We start from the raw sequence: 20,689 nt of genomic DNA on the forward strand, positions 1-20,689 counted from the left end.
TGTCTGTAACTCGACCTTAGGGGTTTTTTTGTGTTTTGTCCAGAAAAATACATCATTTAATTACATATTTAGGAATATATTCTAACGAAATATTCATGTTAGGTTTTTTGCAAAGCTTCTGGAAATCTCCCTTCAAACAGCGAAATAACGTACTGGAGTTCCCTCTACCTCGCGATATGGACACTTTTTGCTGGATTAGCGCACTGGAGTTCCTTCAACCTCGCGATATCGTCACTATTTGCTGGAATAGCACACTGGAGTTCCCTCGACCCGCCTATATGGACACTTTTTGCTGGATTAGCGCACTGGAGCGCACTGGAGTTCCCACAACCTCGCGATATCGTCACTATTTGCTGAAATAGCGCACTGGAGTTAACTAGAGTTCCCCAACCACGCCTATAAGGACTATTTGCTAATGCTAAAATAGCGCCCTGCTGTTCCCTCATCTCCGCGCGAGACAGCTCGGGTAATTCCTCGATTACTCCATAACATATAACATATATAAATGTTAAAAAGAGGCGCTCTCAAGGTAGATACCTTGATGGCAGCCTCAGCATTTCATTACTAGTTAAGCAAGTTAGGCAAACAAACCTTGACCCAGATAGGAGCCTTTGGCCGTGACGCCAGGCAGAACAGCGAAATAACCTCCGCCAGTTGTATCAGTATAGGCTAACATTTGATCAGGAAGCTTAGGGTTTGTCAAGCGCTTCTGGATGGATTCAAACTGCGTTTGAATATTCCGATTGAAGCAGACGAACAACAGTCCTGCATTAATGCGGCCCACATCGTCTAGATTCTCCATAAAATTGTAGCCGCGGCGCAGAATCCGTTCTCGCTCTGAACTTTCGCCTGCTCGTGGATTCGAAAGCCTGATGTGAGAATCCAAGGCTGTCATCTTCCCTTGATCATCCTCACTGAATTTCGGTTGATCCATTTCTGCATGACCGTCTAGCGGAGCCCCAGATACCTTCTGACGGCCTATAATCGTCTCTTGATCGGAATAGGTCTGCTGATCCCACGTCTCAATCCGCATATGAATACGTCGAACGACCATGTACGTGCCGCCGGCTAACCAGGCAGCGCCATCACCTGATTCCAGCCATACATTATTTTTCATGAAATTCTCATCATTGAGCGCTGGGTTATTCGTACCGTCTTTGAATCCAAACAGATTCCTCTTGGTGCCTTGCGATTTCACGCCGAGCTGTCCGGTTTGCTGCCAACGCAGATGAGCAACCCCGCGTGCCGCTTTGGCTAAGTTGCGTATCGCATGGAAGCAAATCATCGGATCGTCCGAACAAGCCTGAATCACGATATCCCCGTGTGTTAATTGCTCTTGTAACGTATCTTTGTGAAAAATAGGCATTTCGGTCAGGCCAGCAGGCTTCTTCGCACGCAGACCGAATCGGTCTACGCCCTCTTTGTCAAACAGCGTTGCACCCACGGCGAAGGTAATGGTCAACTTCCCCGTATCTAGGCCGATTTGTTCACCGGTATCTGTAGGAGGAAACTTGGCATCTTGCGGTTCTGCAGCCAATGGCTTGCCAGCCATTAACGTTGCCGCCATCTCCGTCCATTGTTTCATTAACTCTTGCAGTTCTTTCACGTCCGATGTTGTAACATCGAAAGCAGCAATATTAGCGAAGTTCTGGGCAGGAGTTACGACTCCGGTTTGATGGGCACCATAGAATGAGATGGTTTCATTCGCAACATCCGCGGTTGCCACCTGAGAACCGCCAGGCAGAATTTGTTTGGTTTTCCCCAGCAAATCTCCTAATACTACACCGGCAGCACCCGCAGCCGTCATCCCCAAAAAAGCACGGCGATTCATTTTATCCCCCATACCCGTGACACCCCTTCACAATCTTTATTTATTTACTTAAAGTGCCTGGCATTTTGACAAGCGGTTCAGCCAAGGCTTCTAATTTATTTTTCAAATCTACTTGTTTGGATTGTTCAATTTTGCTGAAATCAGTCCAAGTCGCACCTACAGGTGAAAGAGTGTTCATGGCCTCGATAACTGTATTCATGCTTTTGCTGATCTTCTCATCCAGAGCCGCGTCTTTCTTCTTCAATTCACCTTTAACCAGATCATAGATGGCTTGTGCGCCTTCTACGTTCGCCCGAATAACAGGGACTGTCGCGCCGCTCCAACGCTCTTCTTCGCCTGTAATTTTTTTGGATTGCGCTTCTTCCATCAGCTCACCCACGCCGGCAATGAAATCGGATGATTCAATGGTTGTTGAAGCAATGGCCTGCTGCATTTTCTTGCCGTCTTCTAGTAATCGTGCAGAATATGTTTCTGCATCTTTCACATTTTTCTTCACAAACAGCAAATACTCTATGCGGTGATAACCAGTAAATGCAGGATCTTTTTCATTTTTAAAATCATCAACGCGAGCGTCCATGACCCCATCCAACTCGCTGAATTTCTCAATGATAGGCTCAATTCTCTCATAGGGCATCCGGGATTGTCCATAGGCTTCTTGTGCCTTTTTCAAATCGCCGCTCTTCACAGCCGCATCCAATTGTTCCAGAAGAGTGACCAGTTGTTTGCCTTGGTCCTGTACATATTTGTTGTACGCCTTTGCCGCTTCTTGAAGCTCTTTGGAAGCCGCAATCACATCTTTATTTACTGCGCCTTTGTTATCAGCGAAGGAAGTTGTCAGCTCTGCGATGGTTGTTTTCAAGTTGTTACTTAGCGCCGTCAAGGTTGGATAGTCCAGCTTGTCTTGCTTCAAACCTGCTTCCAGAGGGATTAAGAATTTTTCCACTTTAAAATAGAGCTCTGGGAATTTCGGTTTCACTTCATCTTCAAAGCTAGCCCACTGATTTTCCAGTTGGGAAGAGACTTTCTTAGGATCTTTCACTTTGCTTGCATCTAATTGTGTTTTCAATTGCTCAAGACTTGTCGCCAATGCCGCTGAACCATCTTTAAAAGGAACCTTAGTTACCTCTGTTGTTTCTGATTTGCCGCAACCTGCGAGCACCAAAGCTGTAGCTGCTGTAAGTATAATGAGTTGTTGACGTTTGTTCATGGAAAAAGTCCCCTCCGTATGTTTCTATTTATAGGTTTTTTATTTATTTGTTTAAAGCTGTATTTCTAAATTGAATCGTTTTATAACGATCCCTGAGAACCGCGAAGATTGCTGCCAACAACAGAACAAACTGTGGAATTGCACTCTCTAACGTGGGGTACAAGGCAACTAAATCCCAGCTAGGAAGCCATGAAGCTGTCGTTGCTGGCAAATAACCTGCCAATTGCAGTCCGTGAACGCCCATCCCAGCAAATTTGAAGCAGAGATAGAAAACAAAAAAACTAGAAACGAGGAAAAATGGACGCATCGGAATTTTTAATCCAATCTTCAAAATTAAGAGTGAAACGATCACGAGAATAGCAACGCCAATCGCGATACCGCCAACTAAAGATTTCAATGAGATTGAGGACGCCATGCCAATCATGAATAGAACGGTTTCCGTGCCTTCCCGGAAAACGGCCAGAAAAGCAAGCACACTTAGTGAAGCCAAACTTCCCGTAGCCAGAGCTTTGACGCTTTGATCCCGGATATACTGCTGCCAATTCGAAATGTTGGATTTGCTATGCAGCCAATAGCTCATATAAAGCAGCATCACAGCGGCAAAAATACCCGTACAGCCCGCGATTAAAAAGTTGTTATTGCCAAAGGCCGTTGCCGAGAATAGCTGTTGAACAACGATTCCCAAAGCAATACTGACCACCAAGCCTCCAATGACACCATACCAAATCCACTTTTTCTTATCCGCATGACCAGATTTCGTTAAGAATCCAAGCAACGCGATAACAACAAGCAGCGCTTCTAAACCCTCACGCAGCAGAATAGTCGTAGCATCCAGCATTGAATAGCTGGTTTTCGCTGCTAATGGCCCCAGATTGGCATGCATACGAGCAATCGTTGTCGCTGCATCACTTGCCTGCGCGGGCCCAGCTGATAATTGCGCATAGGCTGTAACCATGTCACGTTCCATTGACGTGTACACCGTTGAAGATTGTGTAAGCACAATACCTTCGATTTGCAGCCAAGAATTTCGCAGAGTCTGAATGCTTTCTGCAGCCCCGGCCATATCATTTTGTTTGAGCTGATTAGACGCATTTTCAAGCAAGGTAAGCAAGCTAGCTACCGTAACATTACCGTCACTTTTAGCTACTTTGCCGAAAGCATCCAACTTTCCATCAATAAAATTTTGATTCAGATTATGCAAAACTTTCAGGCCAGCAACCAGCTTAGCCGCATCAACAGGCTGTTTCAAGGCTTGGAAGGACACTTCGCCCATCGCTTGTTCGATCTTTTGATAAGCTGCCAATGAGCGTTGTTTAATTCCCTCTTCATAGGTCAACCAATTCATTTGAAACGTGTCAAACAATTGGGATGCATCTTCCAGCTTGCCACTTTCAGCCGCTTGTATAGCACTCACAATACCTTCATCCGCTTTAGCCAAATCATTCTCTGCAGCCGCGTTCGCTGTAAATGGGATAGCCATGAACATCACTAATGCGATCCAACTCGCCATAAAAACTTTACGCATGTAGCCCACAACTCCCTATCTTAAATACCCTAAATTAACCATAGATAATACTGATAATCATTATCACCTTAAAAGTTCACTCTGTCTATTTTACTCCGATCGACGTTTCTGTCAATTACTTTATAACGAAAAAAAGCTATTTAACTTAAAATAAGTTAAATAGCTTGAAGAAATTCATTTAAATTTCATATCTTCCGGCCGGATGGACATCAATTCAATCTTCGAAGGCGCATTGACATATTGGCTTAGCAATCTTACAGCTTGATGCCTCATTGATTTCTCCAGGATGTTGCGGACATATCTCGCATTGCTGAATGCCCGCCAAGTCGATGCCTTTTCTTCTATTAAATGCTGTTTCAACTTCACAAGGGTCTGCGGCAGCAGCACATACTCGCGGTCTTTGGCCATAAGCTCCGTGATTTGAATCAATTGATCAATCGGATAATCCTCAAAATCAATTTGTATCGGAAACCGCGAAGGCAGCCCAGGATTCGTGGCTAGAAATTGATCCATTTCATCGCTATAGCCGGCTAGAATAAGAATAAATTCATTCTTTTTATCCTCCATACCTTTAACCAGCGCATCAATTGATTCTTTCCCGAAATCCTTATCTCCACCCCGCGCCAAGCTATAAGCTTCATCGATAAAGAGAATGCCGCCCATCGCTTTTTTCATCAGTTCACGTGTCTTAAGAGCCGTATGCCCAATGTATTCACCGACAAGATCCGCGCGTTCCACCTCGATAAAGTGACCTTTGCTCAGGACACCCATCGCATGGAACATGCGCCCCATCAACCTGGCGACAGTCGTTTTGCCAGTGCCTGGGCTGCCTTTGAATATCATATGATATACGTGGGCGTTGCTGATCAAACCTGCTTCTGCGCGGAACTGAGCAATTTGGAGCAGCGCATAAATTTCGTGAACGAGCTCTTTGACATTATCGAGACCAATCAATTGGGCCAGCTCTTTGAAAATATCCGAGAGAGGACCTTCCATTGGCGTCCTTTTTCCATTCAGATGAGGCTCGGAATCAGCCAGCGGCGAAGCGTTCAATGGGTCGCCCACACCATCGACCGACCGCCTATGCGTGCCAGGTTCAGGCTGCCGCAAGACGATGTTGATCTGTCTGGATGGCAAGCTTCGACCACTCATGAGGATCACCTCGTTTACAGGATGGTTTAATGGTTCGTATCCATCCATCCTACGCTCGTATCATCCATTTTAGACCGCGATCGCCTTTATTCCGGCATATAGGCTTGGGTAGGCGTATAATGTTCCACGACAGGGAACGGATCATAGAAATGATGCAGCAGTTTGCGCCATTCTTGATATTCCGCTGACCCGCGAAAACCAACTGTATGATCTTCCAGCGTTTCCCACTTCACAAGCAGCAAATATTTGTTACGGTCTTCCAAACAGGTTTGTAATTCATGTGAAAGATAGCCTTTCATCGACGAAATAATCGATGAGGCTTGTCGAAAAGCGGCTTCAAACTCGGCATTCTTCCCCGCAATAACGGGTAGTATAGCAACTTCAAGAATCATAGTGACGTCCTCCTTCAAATCCTATCATTAATACCCAAACGCTTCTTTTTGATAATGGGACGTATCCCCATGAAGTCGAATGTTGGGTTCTTGATCCATAAATTCAACAATACTTAAACAAGTCGGATGAAAATAGGGCGGGTTCCACAGCTCTGCAAGCGTTCTTCGTTCCAAATAAGCCATTATCATCTTTAGGGTAACCGTATGAGAAATTAATGCGATCGTTTTTCCTGCATGCTCGTTAAGCAATTGTGTAAGCGCAGGTATGACCCGATCTCGCAAATCCTCGTAGGATTCACCATTCGTAGACTTGTACAGCTGAGGAGCATGCCAGAAGGCATGGAAATTGTCTGGTTCCAACTCCTCAATTTCTGCCGATACCCGACCTTCCCAGGCCCCTAAATTCATTTCTTTCCAGTCGTCAGAAACATGGATTTGCAGGTCACGCGAACCCTTGATGATCTCTGCAGTCTGCCGCGTGCGCCCGCTGCTGCTTGCACATACAACATCGAATTCGATGTCGCTGAGCGCTTGAGACAACCAAGCGGCTTGCTGCTCACCTAGCGCTGAAAGCGGTGAATCCAGATGGCCCTGCATTCTCCGCTCAATATTCCACAACGTCTCACCATGACGAATCAAATAAAGCTTGGTCATTGCTTGAATACCTCCCTCACAATCAACTATGCCATCAGCAGCAAAGCTACCAAAGAATCCTGATCCAGCGCGCCAAAATAGCGACGCAGTTCGATGTCAACCAATCGTTCTCTAACGGCAGACTCCTCATATCGACAGCCCTGCAAGATTCCCTCCAGCTCGGCCACATCCCCTGCTCCAAAGTAGTCGCCATAGATTTTAATTTGCTTCACATGGCCTTCTTCAATATCCAGACGCACATCAAGGGTTCCTACACCTTCGAAGCGTTTGGAATTTTGCACCGTACTGCGTGGAGATTTGCCATAATTCCAATCCCAATTCTGATAACGTTCTTCAGATATCGCATGGATGCGGACCCAATCTTCTTCCGTTAAGATATACGTTGGCACTTTGTCAGCATCGACTCCGAAAATAAAAGTAAGCAGTTTCGCGCGGAATTGTTCCATCACCATCGGTTCTTTCAACAATTCCACAATGTTAGCCACACGGCTGCGAATCGATTTGATCCCTTTCGACTGAATTTTGTCGGCATTCACACGAAGCGCCGATACCACATTTTCAATTTCCGAATCGAATAAAAGAGTCCCGTGGCTGAACATTCTGCCTTTGGTCGCGAATTGGGCATTGCCCGAAATTTTACGTTCGCCTACTTGAATATCATTGCGTCCAGTTAAAGCCGCTTCTACCCCAAGGCTGTGAAGAGCCGCAACAACCGGTTCCGTAAACTTTTGGAAATTGTGAAACGAATTGCCGTCATCTTGGGTGATGAAGCTGAAATTGAGATTGCCCAAATCATGATAGACGGCTCCGCCGCCGGATAGTCGGCGAACCACATGCAGATTGTTTTCTTTGACATACTCAGGATTGATTTCTTCCAATGTATTTTGATTTTTGCCAATAATAATGGAGGGTTCGTTAATATAAAAGAGAAGGTAACTCTCCTCCGCAGGAAGATGTCTCAGGGCATACTCCTCAATGGCTAGATTAATGCGCGGGTCCGTAATTCCTTCATTATGAATGAATAGCATCGGTTTGCTCCTTTATTAAAGTGATAAATTCATTGACATGGTACGATTCAAAGTAAGCATCCCGAGGGATTGATAGAAAGCGATAGCCCGCTCGTTGAATTCCCAGACGTTGAGTTCCAGCGTTGACGCACCCCGATCTTGAGCCCAACTAACCGAAGATTTGTAAAGCGCTGTGCCAATGCCTTGCCGCTGAGCATCGGGGGAAACAGCTAATTCATTGAGATAAGCATAGGTGCGCGGCACCAAAGCTTCATAGGAAGGACTCTTTTTCATTTCAAGCATAGCAACACCAACAACCCTGCCCTGCGATTCGGCAACAAGTATCGCTTTATTGTGCTGATCTGCAAAACTGCGATACCACCCCATCGCCACCACACGATCCAAGCGGGCAAAACGATCCGGAAGCGCATCCGCGTGCTCCTCCTGACCTGCATAAATGATGGTATTGACAGCCTCATAATCGTCTAATTGCGCTGTTCTTATGCTAATATCCAACTGCAGCATCTCCCGCTTCTACAATGTGAGTTGGCAATTCCAACAAGCATCATTGAATTTTTATGCATAAAATTGTATATTTATTAATATTGTATGTATTCATATATAGGAGATGATCCCTTTTGAACAGCGACACTGCCTTATGTCAACACATTGATCTCATTGCGGCAAACACATGGCCTTCTGAAACCTCAACCTTGGTGGAGCATTGGCTGCTAAGGGCTTCTCGCGGCGTTACCAAACGTGCCAACAGCGTGCTGGCTATCAACGGCTTTCCCTCCAATGATAACTGGTTGGAACACATCGAGCAATTTTATCAATCCAAAGGGCTGCCTGCTGCTTTTCATGTGAGCAGTGCATCTCCAGAGGGCTTGGATGAGCTGCTGGCAAGTCAAGGCTATGTTCTCGATACCCCGTGTCTCCTCATGATCGCATCCAGTCAATATGCAGCGGAACAGACAAGCCAGCGAATAAATCAAAGAACATCTATCGGTATTTCAGCATCATGTTCAGGCGCCGCGGATACGGAATGGCTGGATGCTTTCCTTGCCTTAGAACAGTTACCTGAAGAACGGAGAACTTTCTATAGGGGTCTATTTGATAGAATGCCTGATTCGAAAGGGTTCGTCAAGCTCGAGCAAGATGGTCAAATCATCGCGCTCGGAACAGCCATTGTAGAAGGCGACTGGGCTGGTTTCGTTAACGTCGTAGTCCATGAGAACTTCCGCGGCAGAGGAATCAGTTACCTGCTGATGGATGAATTAACCAAGTGGAGTATCGCCCAAGGGGCTGTGCAGCAATATTTGCAGGTGATCACCAGCAATAAACCAGCGATTCATTTGTACGAGAAGCTTGGCTATCAACCGAGATTCGGCTATCATTACCGCGTGAAGAATGATTTACCTTCCTTTGCATCATCCTAAGCTAGAATTGGATAGGATGAAAGGAGCCGTGCAACTTGGCAACAACAACGCAAGAGAAACCTGCTTTCCCGCCGCAGCATCAGAATCAACAGCCTGGGATCGAGTCGCAGATGAACCCTCGGCCTGAGTTTGATCAGGCACACTACAAGCCAGCCGGTAAGCTGAAGGATAAGGTCGCACTCATCACGGGAGGCGACAGCGGAATCGGAAGAGCCATAGCCATCGCATATGCCAAAGAAGGCGCTGATGTTGTGCTGGTCTATCTGAACGAGCACAGCGATGCGGAAGAGACCCACTCGTTCGTAGAGCAAGCTGGACGAAAGTGTCTCCACGTCGCTGGAGACATCGGGGATGAAAACTTTTGCAAACAGGTGATTGAGCAGGCTGTGAAACAATTTGGCAAACTCGATATCTTGGTCAATAATGCCGCTGAACAGCATCCTCAACCGAGCATTGCCGACATTACAGCCGATCAGTTGGAACGGACTTTCCGGACGAATATTTTCTCATTTTTCTATTTGACTAAAGCGGCACTTCCCCATCTGAAATCAGGGAGTGCCATTATTAATACAGCGTCTATTACAGCCTATCACGGTCATGAGCAGCTGGTTGACTACTCAGCAACCAAAGGCGCCATCGTGACTTTCACGCGCTCTCTGTCGCTGCAATTAAACCCCAAGGGCATTCGCGTGAATGCCGTTGCTCCAGGACCGATCTGGACGCCTCTCATCCCCTCTACATTCACGGCGGAGGAAGTGGCGACCTTCGGTTCGACCACACCGATGAAGCGCGCAGGGCAGCCGAGTGAGCTCGCTGCCAGCTACGTCTTTCTGGCTAGCGAGGATTCTTCCTACATGGCGGGACAAGTTCTGCATGTAAACGGCGGGACGATCGTCAACGGCTAACCCGCAACACAAATAGAGACTGTCTCAACAGGTTGTGAAAACCTAAGAGCAGTCTCTGTTTTATTATGGCTTACACGCCAGCTTTGAGCCGCATTTTCGTCAAAAACCACTTCGTATACGCCAATGTTTCCCTTGCCTCATGATAAGGCATGAACAGCACCTCAGACTTCGTTGAGGAGACTATTGGTTGTTTCAAGCCAATCGTTTCAGCAATGTCCAACGAGCGTGAACCATGGAATTGATGGGTGACGATAATCGAACTCACCAGACCCTGCTTATCCATAATTTGCTTGCTGAACAGCAGATTTTCATAAGTGCTGGTTGCTCTAGGCTCCAGCAGAATGCTTTTGGCAGGCAATCCTTGTTTCACCAAATAATCCCGCATGCCTTCCGCTTCTGTTAGCTTAGATCCGTTATGATCCAACCCTCCGCTAACGATCAGTTGTTTGAATTTACCCTGCTTATATAAACTCACAGCTAAATCCAAGCGTTCTTGCAGCCCAGGACTCGGGATATCCATCCGCAAAGAGGCGCCCAGAACAATCCCTACATCGACCTGATCCGGTAAAGGTTGGTTGGGAGCTACTTGTACTTTCCATTGCACATAAGCAATCCAGGCAACACCTAGCAAGAAAACAATCACGATTAGACGAAATAAGTTAGTAAACGTGCGTCTATGCTTTGATTTCGGTAATTTGCCAGCTTTTTTAGATTTTGGAGCAACGGTTCTTTGTTTATTGTTCATAGGGGCCTTCGCTGCCATGCACGTTTACTCCTTATCCAAAAATACGCTAACTTGACGAAACAAATTCGGTGCATCGTCACTATGACAAATCAGATGATTGGATCTGGGATGCCAATGGATCTCGCGTGGCCCTCTAAGCTTGCTATAAATGTAGCGTGCGCTTTGCGGATGAATCACCTGATCTTTTTCGGACTGCGCTATCATAGTCGGTATGTTCACTTGACTTAATTCCGGTTTCAGATGCCGTACCAGTCGAGTGAATTGCCAGGTTGCTCTAAGCGGGGTCGATGTGGCTTTCACCAGACTGACTTTCCGTTGGTACTTCCACTCATCGCGAATTACTTCCAGCATTCGTCCGGGACTGACATATATAACTGCTGTGTTCAGCAGAATAAGTTTTCTGATCGGATATCTGACGGATAAATAAGCGGCAAGTAGTCCCCCCATGGAGAAGCCAATCATATCAAAAGTACCGTGTCTCGTGGTCATGCTCTGGGCATGAGCTTCAGCCGCCCGCACCCAATCTTCCCAATGAGAAGCTTTCAAGTGGTGATAAGAATCCCCATTCCAAGGCAGATTCGGAACCTCACAACTTTGTCCGCGTTCACGCAAATGCCGAGCTAACGGTTCGACTTCGTAAGGCCCGCCTGTAAAACCGTGGAACAATAAACAGGGCTGTTTCACTCGGCATCATCTCCCAACTCATCCTAAGTAAATATCTATGCTAGAATTGACTATTTCTCTTTAATCGTGATCGAAGTAATCGTCACTTTCTCCTTTGGCTTGGATGGCGTAGCTTCTCCGCCCATCTCTACTGGCGTTTCCGCGATTTTGGCAATCGTGGCCATGCCTTCCGCTGTTACTTTTCCGAAAATAGAATAATTCGGCGATTTGTTCAGATTTGCGCTATCATCACCGGAACAAATGAAAAACTGACTGCCGTTTGTATTCGCGCCGGAATTCGCCATAGCTACGATGCCTGCTTCATATTTGTGCGTCGTTTTCAATTCGTCAGCGAATTTATATCCCGGTCCGCCGGTGCCTGTGCCTTTGGGATCTCCCGTTTGAATCATGAACGTTTTGATAATGCGGTGAAACGTAATGTTGTTGTAAAACCCTTCTTTGGACAAGAAAACGAAGTTATTTACCGTTTTCGGCGCTTCATCAGCGAATAGATCAATCGTGAATGAGCCTTTGGACGTTACGATATCAGCTTGATATTTTTTTTTGACATCAATCATCATCTCAGGTGCCTTCGTCCATTGCTTGGCTGCTCCGGTGGCAGGCGAAGCTGCTGCGGAAGTCGCTGGCGTAGCTGTTGGAGCCGTTGTTGTTGCTCCACTTTTGGGAGTAGCTGTGCCGCCAGTTGATTCTGTAGGTTTATTGCCGCATGCTGAGGCGAATAAAGTCAATCCAATTAATGCGATGGGAAGCAGCTTCGTTGATTTAAACAAGTTCATGTGGTTTCCTCCAAGAATAAGTTAGTTGGTGTGCCAGCAGTTAAGCTGGCGTATTCGTTATTGTGCTTTCGGTGCAAGTGCGTCCTCTTTGCCATCCTTGGGCTTATCTGCCGGTCCATCAACAGGCTTATTCGCCGGAGAAGGCGATGGACTCGGACTTGGGCTCGGATTCGGATTCGGATTCGCCGTTGGGCTAGGTGTTGGACTCGTACCAGGCTTACCCGAAGGCGTTGGCGATGGTGTTGGCTTGGTTCCCGGCGAAGGCGAAGGAACAAGGGGATCTTTCCCATTCCCAGGTGATGGCGAAGGCGAAGGTAATGGCGAGACACCTGGTGATGGTGAAGGACTTACGCCGCCAGGCAGTGTGTCATCCTTGGGTATCTCGACCGTTGCCACATTCGATTTGGCGCCTTCAATATTCGTTTCCAAATTAAGGGGAACAACATAATATTGATACGTGTCTCCCCTGCTCATCGAGGTATCGTTAATACCTGGCGTCGGCGTTTGAATGATCATCTTCGCCTCAGGTTCATTGGCACCTTTACGGAACAGTCGATAAGCAATCTTGTCTCCTTGTGATGCCCATGTGACTTGCACTAATTTCGTTTCAGGCACATAGACAGCCACTAAATCGGCAATGCCGCTTGGCGGTTCAGTTAAATCCTGAACACCCTCCGGTTTCACGAAATTCGTTACCGGACGACCATCCAAGGACTTCGTCATCACTTCTTTGAAAATGGAAGACGGGCTTCCGCTGCCGATCGTTACGTAGTGCTTGGCATCTACCTTGTCGAAGCCTTCCCACACGGCCGCTGTCCACTCCGGCGTGTAACCGACGAACCACACATCGCGGTCGTATTTCTCCAAGCCTTTGATATCCAAGCCTGTCGTTCCTGTTTTACCAGCAACCGGACGGTTCATTTTCGCTTGTGTCCCCGTCCCGCCCTTCTCAACTACCCCCTGCAACAGCAGTGTCATATAGTAAGAGGTTTTCGGTTGGATCACTTGTTTCTTCTCTGGCTTATAGACCGCAATTTCCTTATCGTGCGCGTCTGTAATTCGGAGAATAGCATGCGTTTTGTTTTGCACGCCTTGATTCGCAAAAGCCGTGTAAGCTGCTGCCATTTGAAGCGGCGACACGCCATCGCTCAAACCGCCTAAAGCGATAGCCAAGTTGCGATCATTCTTCTCATTTAACTTAATGCCTAGCTTTTCGGCAAATTTCAATGCGGTCGTCACTTTAATTTGGTCCAACAACCAGACAGGAGCCAAGTTGTAGGATTTCTTAACAGCCTCAAACATCGTTACTTGCCCATGTGTAATCCGGTCATAGTTGCGAGGCGTATAAGTTCCATTGCCGAATGACGTTTGGGTATCGTCCATCATGGAGTAAGGCGTATAGTTCCCGCTTTCCAAAGCAGGTCCGTAAGCAGCAATCGGCTTAAACGAGGAGCCAGGCTGTCTTTTGGAATATACCCGACTGAAGCCCCTCGATTTATAATCCCGACCGCCAATCATCGCCATCAAACCGCCCGTTTTATTATCCATGATAACCATTGCGCTTTGAATCTTCTCGCCATCGGAAGCATCTGCTTGGAAGAATTTTGGATTCGCGTACGTTTGCTCCATCACTTTTTGAGCATTCACATTCATTGACGTGTAGATACGATAGCCTTTTGTCAGCAATTCATCCTCATCAATGCCATACATATCTTCGGCTTCATTCATCACATAATCAACATAAGAAGCATACACTTGTGAGCCTTGTGTTGAAGCCGCAGGCGCCACATAATCAACAGCCGCTGCCTCTACACGTTCCGCTTCGGTAATATAGCCTTGATCCGTCATCAGTCTTAGCACAACCGCACGACGCTCTTTGGACAGATCCGGATTCTTGATTGGCGAATATTTCGATGGCGCCTTAGGCAAGGCCGCGAGTGTGGCCATTTCCCAGATTTTCAAGTCATTCAGGTTCGATTTGCCAAAGTAAACCTTGGCTGCCGCTTTAATTCCATAAGCATTGCTCCCGAAAAATATCCGGTTCAAATACCGTTCAAGAATTTCATCCTTCGTATACTTCTCGTCCAGTGCAAAAGCAATTGACATTTCCGTACCTTTACGGAACGCTGTTTTCTCCGAGCTGAGAAACACATTTTTGGCAAGCTGCTGCGTAATTGTGCTTCCGCCTTCTACTGCGCTCATATGTATCACGTCTTTGACCAGAGCCCTGCCAATCGCCCAGAAGTCGACCCCTGCGTGCTGCTCAAAGCGGCGGTCTTCTGTGGCAATGAAGGCTTGCTTCAAGCGCTCAGGCACATCTTTAATATTGACGCTTTCACGGTTCTCGCCTTTGTAGATTTTGGAAATTTCGGTTGGCGGCTTATCTTTCCCATCCTTATCTTTGCCTTCTTCCTGGGCATAAATAAGCGTGGATTCATTTGTCGTTTCAATTTTATCAATGTTGCTCTCCAGAATCTTGAAACCACTCATAATAACGACGATATAAATGGCTAAGGCACAGATAACAGCTAATATACCTGCAATGATGGTTCCCATAATCAACTTACGAAAGCTAAACCCCTTCTTCTTGGAGCCTTTATTGCTGCCTTGTGGCTTCGATTTCGTACTCGTTGTAGTTTGCTTATTCGTAGGTTTCTCCAAATCCACCGACTCCCCCGTTGTTCATTTCTTTATCTAATAACCAACAAAAGAACAACCTTAAACAAGGTTGCTCCCACAAGTTTCTATTCGGTTAGACGATTCAGTCCATCGAAAAGTTGCAAAACGAACGAAGCGAAGAAGATCTTATTCCGTTGCTTCAGCCGCAGCCATGAGTGAAACAGCACGTTGCGGTGTGAAGGTTGAGATCGCATGCTTGTAAACCATTTGTTGACGCCCTTCACTATCAATGATGATGGTGAAGTTGTCGAAAGCACGAATTAGGCCTCTGATTTGGAACCCATTAGTTAAATAGACGGTGACGGGAATGCTTTCTTTGCGTAGTTGGTTAAGAAAATTGTCCTGGATGTTAATGGATCTGTTCATCAGTAGGTCCCCCTTAATGGAATGAAACTATCGCCCTGAAGGCGCTATTTTCTAATGGTGATATTTGTTAATTATATTCAATTTTATGTACAAACTTTCCTGCTAGTATATCATTAATAATTTGGAAATGGGCAGAAAAATTTGCTGAATCCGTAACATCTACCCAATGAATGTCTTTCATATGCCGAAACCAGGACAATTGTCGCTTGGCAAATCGGCGCGTATCACGCTTTAACAAGGTAACAGCCTCATCAAGACTCATTTCGCCTTCTAGATACCCCACAATTTCTTTGTATCCGAGTGCTTGCATCGAAATCGCCTGTTTCGGACAGCCAGCGGCTAGAAGGGATTGAACTTCTTCAATAAGGCCCTCCTGCATCATCGCGTCGATTCGCTCTTCAATACGCTTGTATAGGAGCGCACGATCCATTGTTAAACCAATGATACATAGTTCGTAGGGCGATTCTTTGATCTGGGCTGCCAAATGGGCAGACATCGTTTCACCCGAGATATGATAAATCTCAAGGGCTCGTATAACACGCCGGCGATCATTGGCATGCAGACGATCCGCACTGCCTGGATCAATCTGCCGCAACTTCTCATGCAGGGCTTCATCGCCATAAGAGAGCGCGAACGCTTCCTGTTCTTGGCGGAACGCCTCATCCATACTTACATCCGTAAACTGATAGTTGTAACAGACGGATTCGATATAGAGACCTGTTCCTCCAACGATAAATGGCAGCTTGCCGCGCGAATGGATATCCATAATTAAATCCTTCACACGCTCCTGAAATTCGGCAGCCGAAAAGGGATACGAAGGATCATGAATATCGATCAAATGATGCGGGACAAGCTTCTGCTCGGCAGCGCTAGCTTTGGCCGTTCCGATATCCATCCCGCGGTAAACCTGCATGGAATCTCCGGAAATAATTTCGCAGCCAAATTGCTGGGCAATTTCCAGGCTCAGCTTCGTCTTGCCAACTGCCGTGGGACCAAGCAGCACGAGTAATTTCGGCTTGGCTGATGGGGCTAACACAGTCGAATCACTCCATAGGTTGTTTTGGTCGTCGATCGTAACACATGCTCGAATCCGAGCCGGGCAAACTCTTGACTGTTTCTGTTCTCTTTGAGCACGATGCTCTTGCGGGCCACACGTCTTGCTTCTGAGATCGATGCTAAACTGACCGCATCATCGTTCGCGCTGCGTCTTAGATGAGATATCGCTTGCGATTCCTCAATGGGATTGCGAAACATCGGATCAAAATAGACGATATCCACGCTCTGATCAGCCAACTGCTGCAAATAAGCGAGATGTTGCATCTTACGGACTTCAATCCGCCTCATAGCTTCGTTAAGCTCAGCAATTTCGGATTCATAAACAGCTAGCCCTTCATGTATCAGCATCGCTGGTATGTCTTCACTTTCAATGGCAGTCACGCTTCCTTGCGAGCCAACCGCATAAGAAAAAACGATGGCATCCGATGCCAAGCCAGCCGTGCAGTCCACGATGACATGGCCGCTTGCGGCGCCTGACACCTCAATCAAGAGGTCTGACTCGCCTCGCTGCATCCGTTTAACACGAACGAGTGCCATACTCGGGTGAAAAAAATACGCAGGATGTTCATCTTCATAGTACCTGATCTCATCCCTCGTCACAAGCAGAAGGGCATTATCCTGATGATTTCGCCTAAGATGTTCCAAAGCATACTTTTTGCGGGGAACAAGTCGGCCGTTATAAGAAGCAGCCAACCGCCCCGCCTTACCCCATAATTCAGGGGATGGATTATAAGAAGTTGTGACTAACACATTTTCACATCACTCGCTTAAACATTTTTTCCAGTTCATAAGTCGTAAAACTGACAACAATGGGCCGTCCATGCGGACATGTATAAGGATTACGGCAGCTGGCAAGACGATCGATCAACGTTTCCATCTCAAGTACGCTCAGCCCTTGATTGGCTTTGATTGAAGCCTTGCAGGAACACATAATGGCCGCCTTCTCCCGCAGCTTGGCAATATCAACAGCCTTCTTCTCGCTGAGCACCCATTCGCACATTTCTTCCACAATCCCTTTCTCTTCACCGGACGGGAACCAATGGGGATGAGCGCGCACCAGAAAAGTATTGCCGCCGAAAGCTTCCATATACACGCCAGCCTGTTCAAAAAGGGACAATTTATCCGCAATCAGGCTTGCCTCCGCTGGCGTAAACTCCAACGTTATCGGAACGAGCAATTCTTGGCTTGCCTCAGCAGGATTGCCAAAACGCTCATAGTAATATTCATAGTTAATACGCTCATGGGCTGCATGCTGGTCAATCAAGAACAAGCCGTCTTCGTTCTGCGCGACCAGATAGGTGCCGTGCATTTGGCCGATCGGGTCCAATCGCGGAAATGCCGGCAGCTTGGGTGCCTCACTGTCCTGCATCTTGGGCAGCAAGTCCATAAACGCTTCATTCGTACGGCGCTGCTGCTGAATGGACGTGCTTCTTGGATTGCTGACAGGAGGCGAGTAGGACGGTGTCGATGCAGAAGCTGCTCGATATGTGTTCGCATTGCTTGAGTTTGGCGTACTTGGCGTAGTTGGCGTGCTACTGGGTGTCTGAACAGGAGGTGTCCAGGCAACGGTCTCACGCGATTTAAGCGATTCTTGCCGATATGGCGCAACCATTTCTTTGATCTGCGGCGACACCACGGACTGGCCGATACCGCTTGCCTCTCGTTGACTCGGCATCGAAACAGGAGTGGCGCTCTGTGTTGTCGTCGTTGACAGCGGGTTGGGCGCCGAGTCCGGCTCCAACGTCCGCGACAGATCCAGCTGCTCCTGAACGTACGCCCCTTTGGGAGCGGCCGGCTTGACGCCTTGCGGAATCAAGACCTGCCGACCAAACAAGCGCTTCACTTCCGCTTCGATAAGCGCCGTCAATTCCGCTTCTTTGCTGAAGCGGACCTCCAGCTTGGAAGGATGCACGTTCACATCCACCAAGGACGGGTCCATCCCGATTTGCAGCACCGCTACGGGAAAGCGGTTGATCGGCAGCAGGGTATGGTACCCCTGCAGCAGCGCTTGATTCAGCGCGAAATTGCGCACATAACGACCATTCACAATGGTCGAGATTCCGCCGCGGTTCGCGCGCGTCATCTCAGGCTTCGCGACGAAGCCTGAGATGGTGTAATCCAAGCTGTCCACTTGGATGGGCAGCATTTGCTTGCCAATGGCTGTGCCATAGATGCCTGCAATAACTTGCAGCAAATCCCCATTGCCAAGTGTTTGGAGCAGTGTATTGCCATTATGCTTCAAGGAGAAAGCAACACCAGGGTGCGCTAGCGCCAAGCGGTACAAATAATCAGAGATATGTCCAAGCTCCGTCTGAATCGTTTTCATATATTTCAACCGAGCCGGCGTGTTATAGAATAAATCCCGTACGGTGACTTCCGTCCCACGAGATGCGGCCGTTTCTTCCACGCTGCGAATCGTGCCGCCTTCGATGACAATTTTCCGACCCAATCCATCGTTCGTTGAACTAGTGACACACTCGAGTCTCGATACAGAGGCAATACTGGGCAGCGCCTCCCCCCGAAAGCCTAGCGTGCGAATAGAGAACAAATCTTTGCTCGTGGCAATTTTGCTTGTCGCATGGCGTTGAAAGGCTAATTCACAATCTTCCAAGGCCATCCCCGAGCCATTATCCGCCACACGGATTAATTGCAGGCCGCCCTCTTCAATCGTCACGTCAATCCGCGTGCTAGCGGCATCGACCGAGTTCTCAACCAACTCCTTGACTACAGAGGATGGGCGTTCCACCACTTCCCCTGCAGCAATCTGGTTGGCGATATGTTCACTTAAAAGCTGAATTTTACCCATATTTCCTAGTTCCCCTTTACAGCGCGAATGGAAACATTCTCTCCTTGGTCATTCACTTTCAGTTGTGGAAAATAATCATCAAAAAGATCCACATTGATATAACTAATCCCATTCTCGATAATCAATTTATCCTCTTCAACTGGAATGGCATGTGTGCCTTTGCTGTCGGCAATGTCAACCGTATGATTCGCTGCATTCCAGGTGATGGTGGCTCCAACGAGTGCGGCAAGCCCACGGGTATTGGCAAACAATTTGCCTTTTTCATGGAAAGTGCCAAAACCGGTTGCCAGTTCCTTGCCATTATACGTCACCGTATGTTTCGTGATTTCCACGTTAATATCTGAAATGCCAGCGACCTGCAACGCGGTAATCAATTGAGCGGCAGATCCATCTACTTTGATATCCGGGGTAATCCCCACTTTGTTCACTTTGCGTTTATTCGGTGTCAGGTACTCTTCAATTGTTACCTTCAAAGCACTTTTGTTATCCAGTTGGAAAAGCTGCTGAACGCTTCCTTTGCCATACGTTTGCATCCCAATAACTTTCGCTGCTTTGTAATCCTGCAAGGCGCCCGACAGTACCTCAGATGCGCTTGCACTGTTCTCATTCGCCAATATATACACCGGTATATTCAACTCTGATCCACCCGTGATGGTGACAGGATCATCTACACCGTTGCGATCTCTCGTATGAATCAAAACGCCTTCTTTGACAAAATGCTTAGCAATGTTCTGCGCCGTATCGACCAATCCGCCTGGGTTGTTGCGAACGTCGACAATTAAAGATTTCAAGCCTTTGGCCTGGAGATCCTGGAGCTGCTTATCAAAATCCTCATCTGCATCACTGGAAAAGTCCGTAATTTGAATGTATCCAACGCCATTGGTCAAAGCTTTACTATACACCTCTGGGACATTAACCCCTTTGCGCGTTAATTCTACGGTCAGTTCTTTACCAGCCCGTTCAACGGTTACTTTCACTTTGGAACCTTCCACGCCGACAATCTTGTTCCGAACCTCATCAATCGACGTTTTGGAGGCTGTGACGCCATCGACAGCACGCACATAATCATCACGCTTCAAACCAGCGGTTTCGGCCGGCGAGCCAGCAAAAATTTCGGATAAATAGACACCTTGGTCATCGATCCCGATGCGAGCGCCCATCCCGACATAATTATTTTCCAAGGAATTGGAGAATTGACCATACTCTTCTTGACTAAAAAAGACGGTGTATGGATCTTTCAATCCTTCGATCATTTGCTTGATGCTTTGGTTCGCGAGCGCTTCTTCTGTCACGCCACTGACATGCAATTTGCCGATAATTTCCCGTACTTGCTGCGTTTGCAAATCTTCTTGTGCGATGGCACTGACAGGCAGTACCGTCATTAGAGCCGACGCTAACGCTAAGGATACTTTCATCGTTTTCATTCTTGGCTGTTTGTTCATATGCAGCTCTCTCCTTGGATTAT

19 protein-coding genes are annotated in these 20,689 nt (G+C 47.3%); 2 read left to right on the top strand and 17 right to left on the bottom strand.

The window, feature by feature from the left end; translation table 11 throughout:
- Nucleotides 1-577: 577 nt before the first annotated feature.
- The 8 genes from efeB to IEY34_RS19950 form a co-directional block, all read right to left on the bottom strand.
- Nucleotides 578-1,843: an iron uptake transporter deferrochelatase/peroxidase subunit gene (efeB, locus tag IEY34_RS19915; protein ID WP_189014391.1), complete on the bottom strand. Its 1,266-nt coding sequence runs from the start codon at nt 1,841-1,843 to the stop codon at nt 578-580.
- Between the two features lie 28 nt (nt 1,844-1,871).
- Nucleotides 1,872-3,038, bottom strand: coding sequence for an EfeM/EfeO family lipoprotein (locus tag IEY34_RS19920; RefSeq protein WP_189014393.1), 1,167 nt, complete (start codon nt 3,036-3,038; stop codon nt 1,872-1,874).
- 43 nt (nt 3,039-3,081) lie between these two features.
- Nucleotides 3,082-4,563 (bottom strand): FTR1 family iron permease, encoded by a 1,482-nt coding sequence (locus IEY34_RS19925; RefSeq protein WP_189014395.1) that lies wholly within the window; start codon nt 4,561-4,563, stop codon nt 3,082-3,084.
- Nucleotides 4,564-4,737: 174 nt separating this feature from the next.
- Nucleotides 4,738-5,715, bottom strand: coding sequence for an AAA family ATPase (locus tag IEY34_RS19930; RefSeq protein WP_189014396.1), 978 nt, complete (start codon nt 5,713-5,715; stop codon nt 4,738-4,740).
- A gap of 86 nt (nt 5,716-5,801) precedes the next feature.
- Nucleotides 5,802-6,107 carry an antibiotic biosynthesis monooxygenase family protein gene (locus tag IEY34_RS19935; RefSeq protein WP_189014398.1) on the bottom strand — a complete coding sequence of 102 codons (306 nt, stop codon included), beginning with the start codon at nt 6,105-6,107 and terminating at the stop codon, nt 5,802-5,804.
- A 27-nt stretch (nt 6,108-6,134) separates the two neighbouring features.
- Nucleotides 6,135-6,761, bottom strand: coding sequence for a histidine phosphatase family protein (locus tag IEY34_RS19940; RefSeq protein ID WP_189014400.1), 627 nt, complete (start codon nt 6,759-6,761; stop codon nt 6,135-6,137).
- Nucleotides 6,762-6,787: 26 nt separating this feature from the next.
- A complete protein-coding gene (gene lplA / locus IEY34_RS19945) occupies nt 6,788-7,789 on the bottom strand; it encodes a lipoate--protein ligase (RefSeq protein ID WP_189014402.1) in 1,002 nt (333 codons plus the stop codon).
- A 15-nt stretch (nt 7,790-7,804) separates the two neighbouring features.
- A complete protein-coding gene (locus IEY34_RS19950; protein WP_189014404.1) occupies nt 7,805-8,284 on the bottom strand; it encodes a GNAT family N-acetyltransferase in 480 nt (159 codons plus the stop codon).
- A 122-nt stretch (nt 8,285-8,406) separates the two neighbouring features.
- Here IEY34_RS19950 and IEY34_RS19955 point away from each other — a divergent pair, with 122 nt between their 5' ends.
- Together IEY34_RS19955 and IEY34_RS19960 are read left to right on the top strand one after the other, a co-directional pair.
- Entirely contained in the window at nt 8,407-9,207 is an 801-nt protein-coding gene (locus tag IEY34_RS19955) for a GNAT family N-acetyltransferase (protein ID WP_189014406.1), read from the top strand.
- A 35-nt stretch (nt 9,208-9,242) separates the two neighbouring features.
- Nucleotides 9,243-10,112: an SDR family oxidoreductase gene (locus IEY34_RS19960; RefSeq protein ID WP_189014408.1), complete on the top strand. Its 870-nt coding sequence runs from the start codon at nt 9,243-9,245 to the stop codon at nt 10,110-10,112.
- 70 nt (nt 10,113-10,182) lie between these two features.
- Here the strand turns inward: IEY34_RS19960 and IEY34_RS19965 are convergent, their stop codons facing one another.
- The 9 genes from IEY34_RS19965 to IEY34_RS20005 form a co-directional block, all read right to left on the bottom strand.
- A complete protein-coding gene (locus tag IEY34_RS19965) occupies nt 10,183-10,875 on the bottom strand; it encodes a YdcF family protein (RefSeq protein WP_189014410.1) in 693 nt (230 codons plus the stop codon).
- A 6-nt stretch (nt 10,876-10,881) separates the two neighbouring features.
- Nucleotides 10,882-11,541 carry an alpha/beta hydrolase gene (locus tag IEY34_RS19970; RefSeq protein ID WP_189014412.1) on the bottom strand — a complete coding sequence of 220 codons (660 nt, stop codon included), beginning with the start codon at nt 11,539-11,541 and terminating at the stop codon, nt 10,882-10,884.
- A gap of 50 nt (nt 11,542-11,591) precedes the next feature.
- Complete coding sequence (locus IEY34_RS19975) at nt 11,592-12,317, bottom strand: peptidylprolyl isomerase (RefSeq protein WP_189014414.1); 726 nt, start codon at nt 12,315-12,317, stop codon at nt 11,592-11,594.
- A gap of 57 nt (nt 12,318-12,374) precedes the next feature.
- Nucleotides 12,375-14,978, bottom strand: coding sequence for a transglycosylase domain-containing protein (locus IEY34_RS19980; protein ID WP_189014416.1), 2,604 nt, complete (start codon nt 14,976-14,978; stop codon nt 12,375-12,377).
- Between the two features lie 144 nt (nt 14,979-15,122).
- Complete coding sequence (hfq, locus tag IEY34_RS19985; RefSeq protein ID WP_056620871.1) at nt 15,123-15,362, bottom strand: RNA chaperone Hfq; 240 nt, start codon at nt 15,360-15,362, stop codon at nt 15,123-15,125.
- A gap of 67 nt (nt 15,363-15,429) precedes the next feature.
- The gene (gene miaA, locus IEY34_RS19990; protein WP_189014417.1) at nt 15,430-16,398 is read right to left on the bottom strand and encodes a tRNA (adenosine(37)-N6)-dimethylallyltransferase MiaA; all 969 of its coding nucleotides are present in this window, start codon (nt 16,396-16,398) and stop codon (nt 15,430-15,432) included.
- The gene (locus IEY34_RS19995) at nt 16,392-17,111 is read right to left on the bottom strand and encodes a class I SAM-dependent methyltransferase (protein WP_229757739.1); all 720 of its coding nucleotides are present in this window, start codon (nt 17,109-17,111) and stop codon (nt 16,392-16,394) included. Before IEY34_RS19995 ends, miaA begins: the two co-directional genes overlap by 7 nt.
- A 61-nt stretch (nt 17,112-17,172) precedes the next feature.
- Nucleotides 17,173-19,224 (bottom strand): DNA mismatch repair endonuclease MutL, encoded by a 2,052-nt coding sequence (mutL, locus tag IEY34_RS20000; protein WP_189014419.1) that lies wholly within the window; start codon nt 19,222-19,224, stop codon nt 17,173-17,175.
- 5 nt (nt 19,225-19,229) lie between these two features.
- Nucleotides 19,230-20,666, bottom strand: coding sequence for a S41 family peptidase (locus tag IEY34_RS20005; RefSeq protein WP_189014420.1), 1,437 nt, complete (start codon nt 20,664-20,666; stop codon nt 19,230-19,232).
- Nucleotides 20,667-20,689: the final 23 nt, after the last annotated feature.

Source organism: Paenibacillus marchantiophytorum, assembly GCF_014640555.1.
Classification (GTDB): Bacteria; Bacillota; Bacilli; order Paenibacillales; family NBRC-103111; genus Paenibacillus_E; species Paenibacillus_E marchantiophytorum.

Excerpts from the sequence above, each read along its gene's own strand:
- efeB (WP_189014391.1), bottom strand. The coding sequence starts at position 1,843 with ATGGGGGATAAAATGAATCGCCGTGCTTTTTTGGGGATGACGGCTGCG.
- lplA (WP_189014402.1), bottom strand. The coding sequence starts at position 7,789 with ATGCTATTCATTCATAATGAAGGAATTACGGACCCGCGCATTAATCTA.
- IEY34_RS19920 (WP_189014393.1), bottom strand. The coding sequence starts at position 3,038 with ATGAACAAACGTCAACAACTCATTATACTTACAGCAGCTACAGCTTTG.
- IEY34_RS20005 (WP_189014420.1), bottom strand. The coding sequence starts at position 20,666 with ATGAACAAACAGCCAAGAATGAAAACGATGAAAGTATCCTTAGCGTTA.
- IEY34_RS19925 (WP_189014395.1), bottom strand. The coding sequence starts at position 4,563 with ATGCGTAAAGTTTTTATGGCGAGTTGGATCGCATTAGTGATGTTCATG.
- hfq (WP_056620871.1), bottom strand. The coding sequence starts at position 15,362 with ATGAACAGATCCATTAACATCCAGGACAATTTTCTTAACCAACTACGC.
- IEY34_RS19935 (WP_189014398.1), bottom strand. The coding sequence starts at position 6,107 with ATGATTCTTGAAGTTGCTATACTACCCGTTATTGCGGGGAAGAATGCC.
- IEY34_RS19965 (WP_189014410.1), bottom strand. The coding sequence starts at position 10,875 with ATGGCAGCGAAGGCCCCTATGAACAATAAACAAAGAACCGTTGCTCCA.
- IEY34_RS19975 (WP_189014414.1), bottom strand. The coding sequence starts at position 12,317 with ATGAACTTGTTTAAATCAACGAAGCTGCTTCCCATCGCATTAATTGGA.
- mutL (WP_189014419.1), bottom strand. The coding sequence starts at position 19,224 with ATGGGTAAAATTCAGCTTTTAAGTGAACATATCGCCAACCAGATTGCT.
- IEY34_RS19940 (WP_189014400.1), bottom strand. The coding sequence starts at position 6,761 with ATGACCAAGCTTTATTTGATTCGTCATGGTGAGACGTTGTGGAATATT.
- IEY34_RS19930 (WP_189014396.1), bottom strand. The coding sequence starts at position 5,715 with ATGAGTGGTCGAAGCTTGCCATCCAGACAGATCAACATCGTCTTGCGG.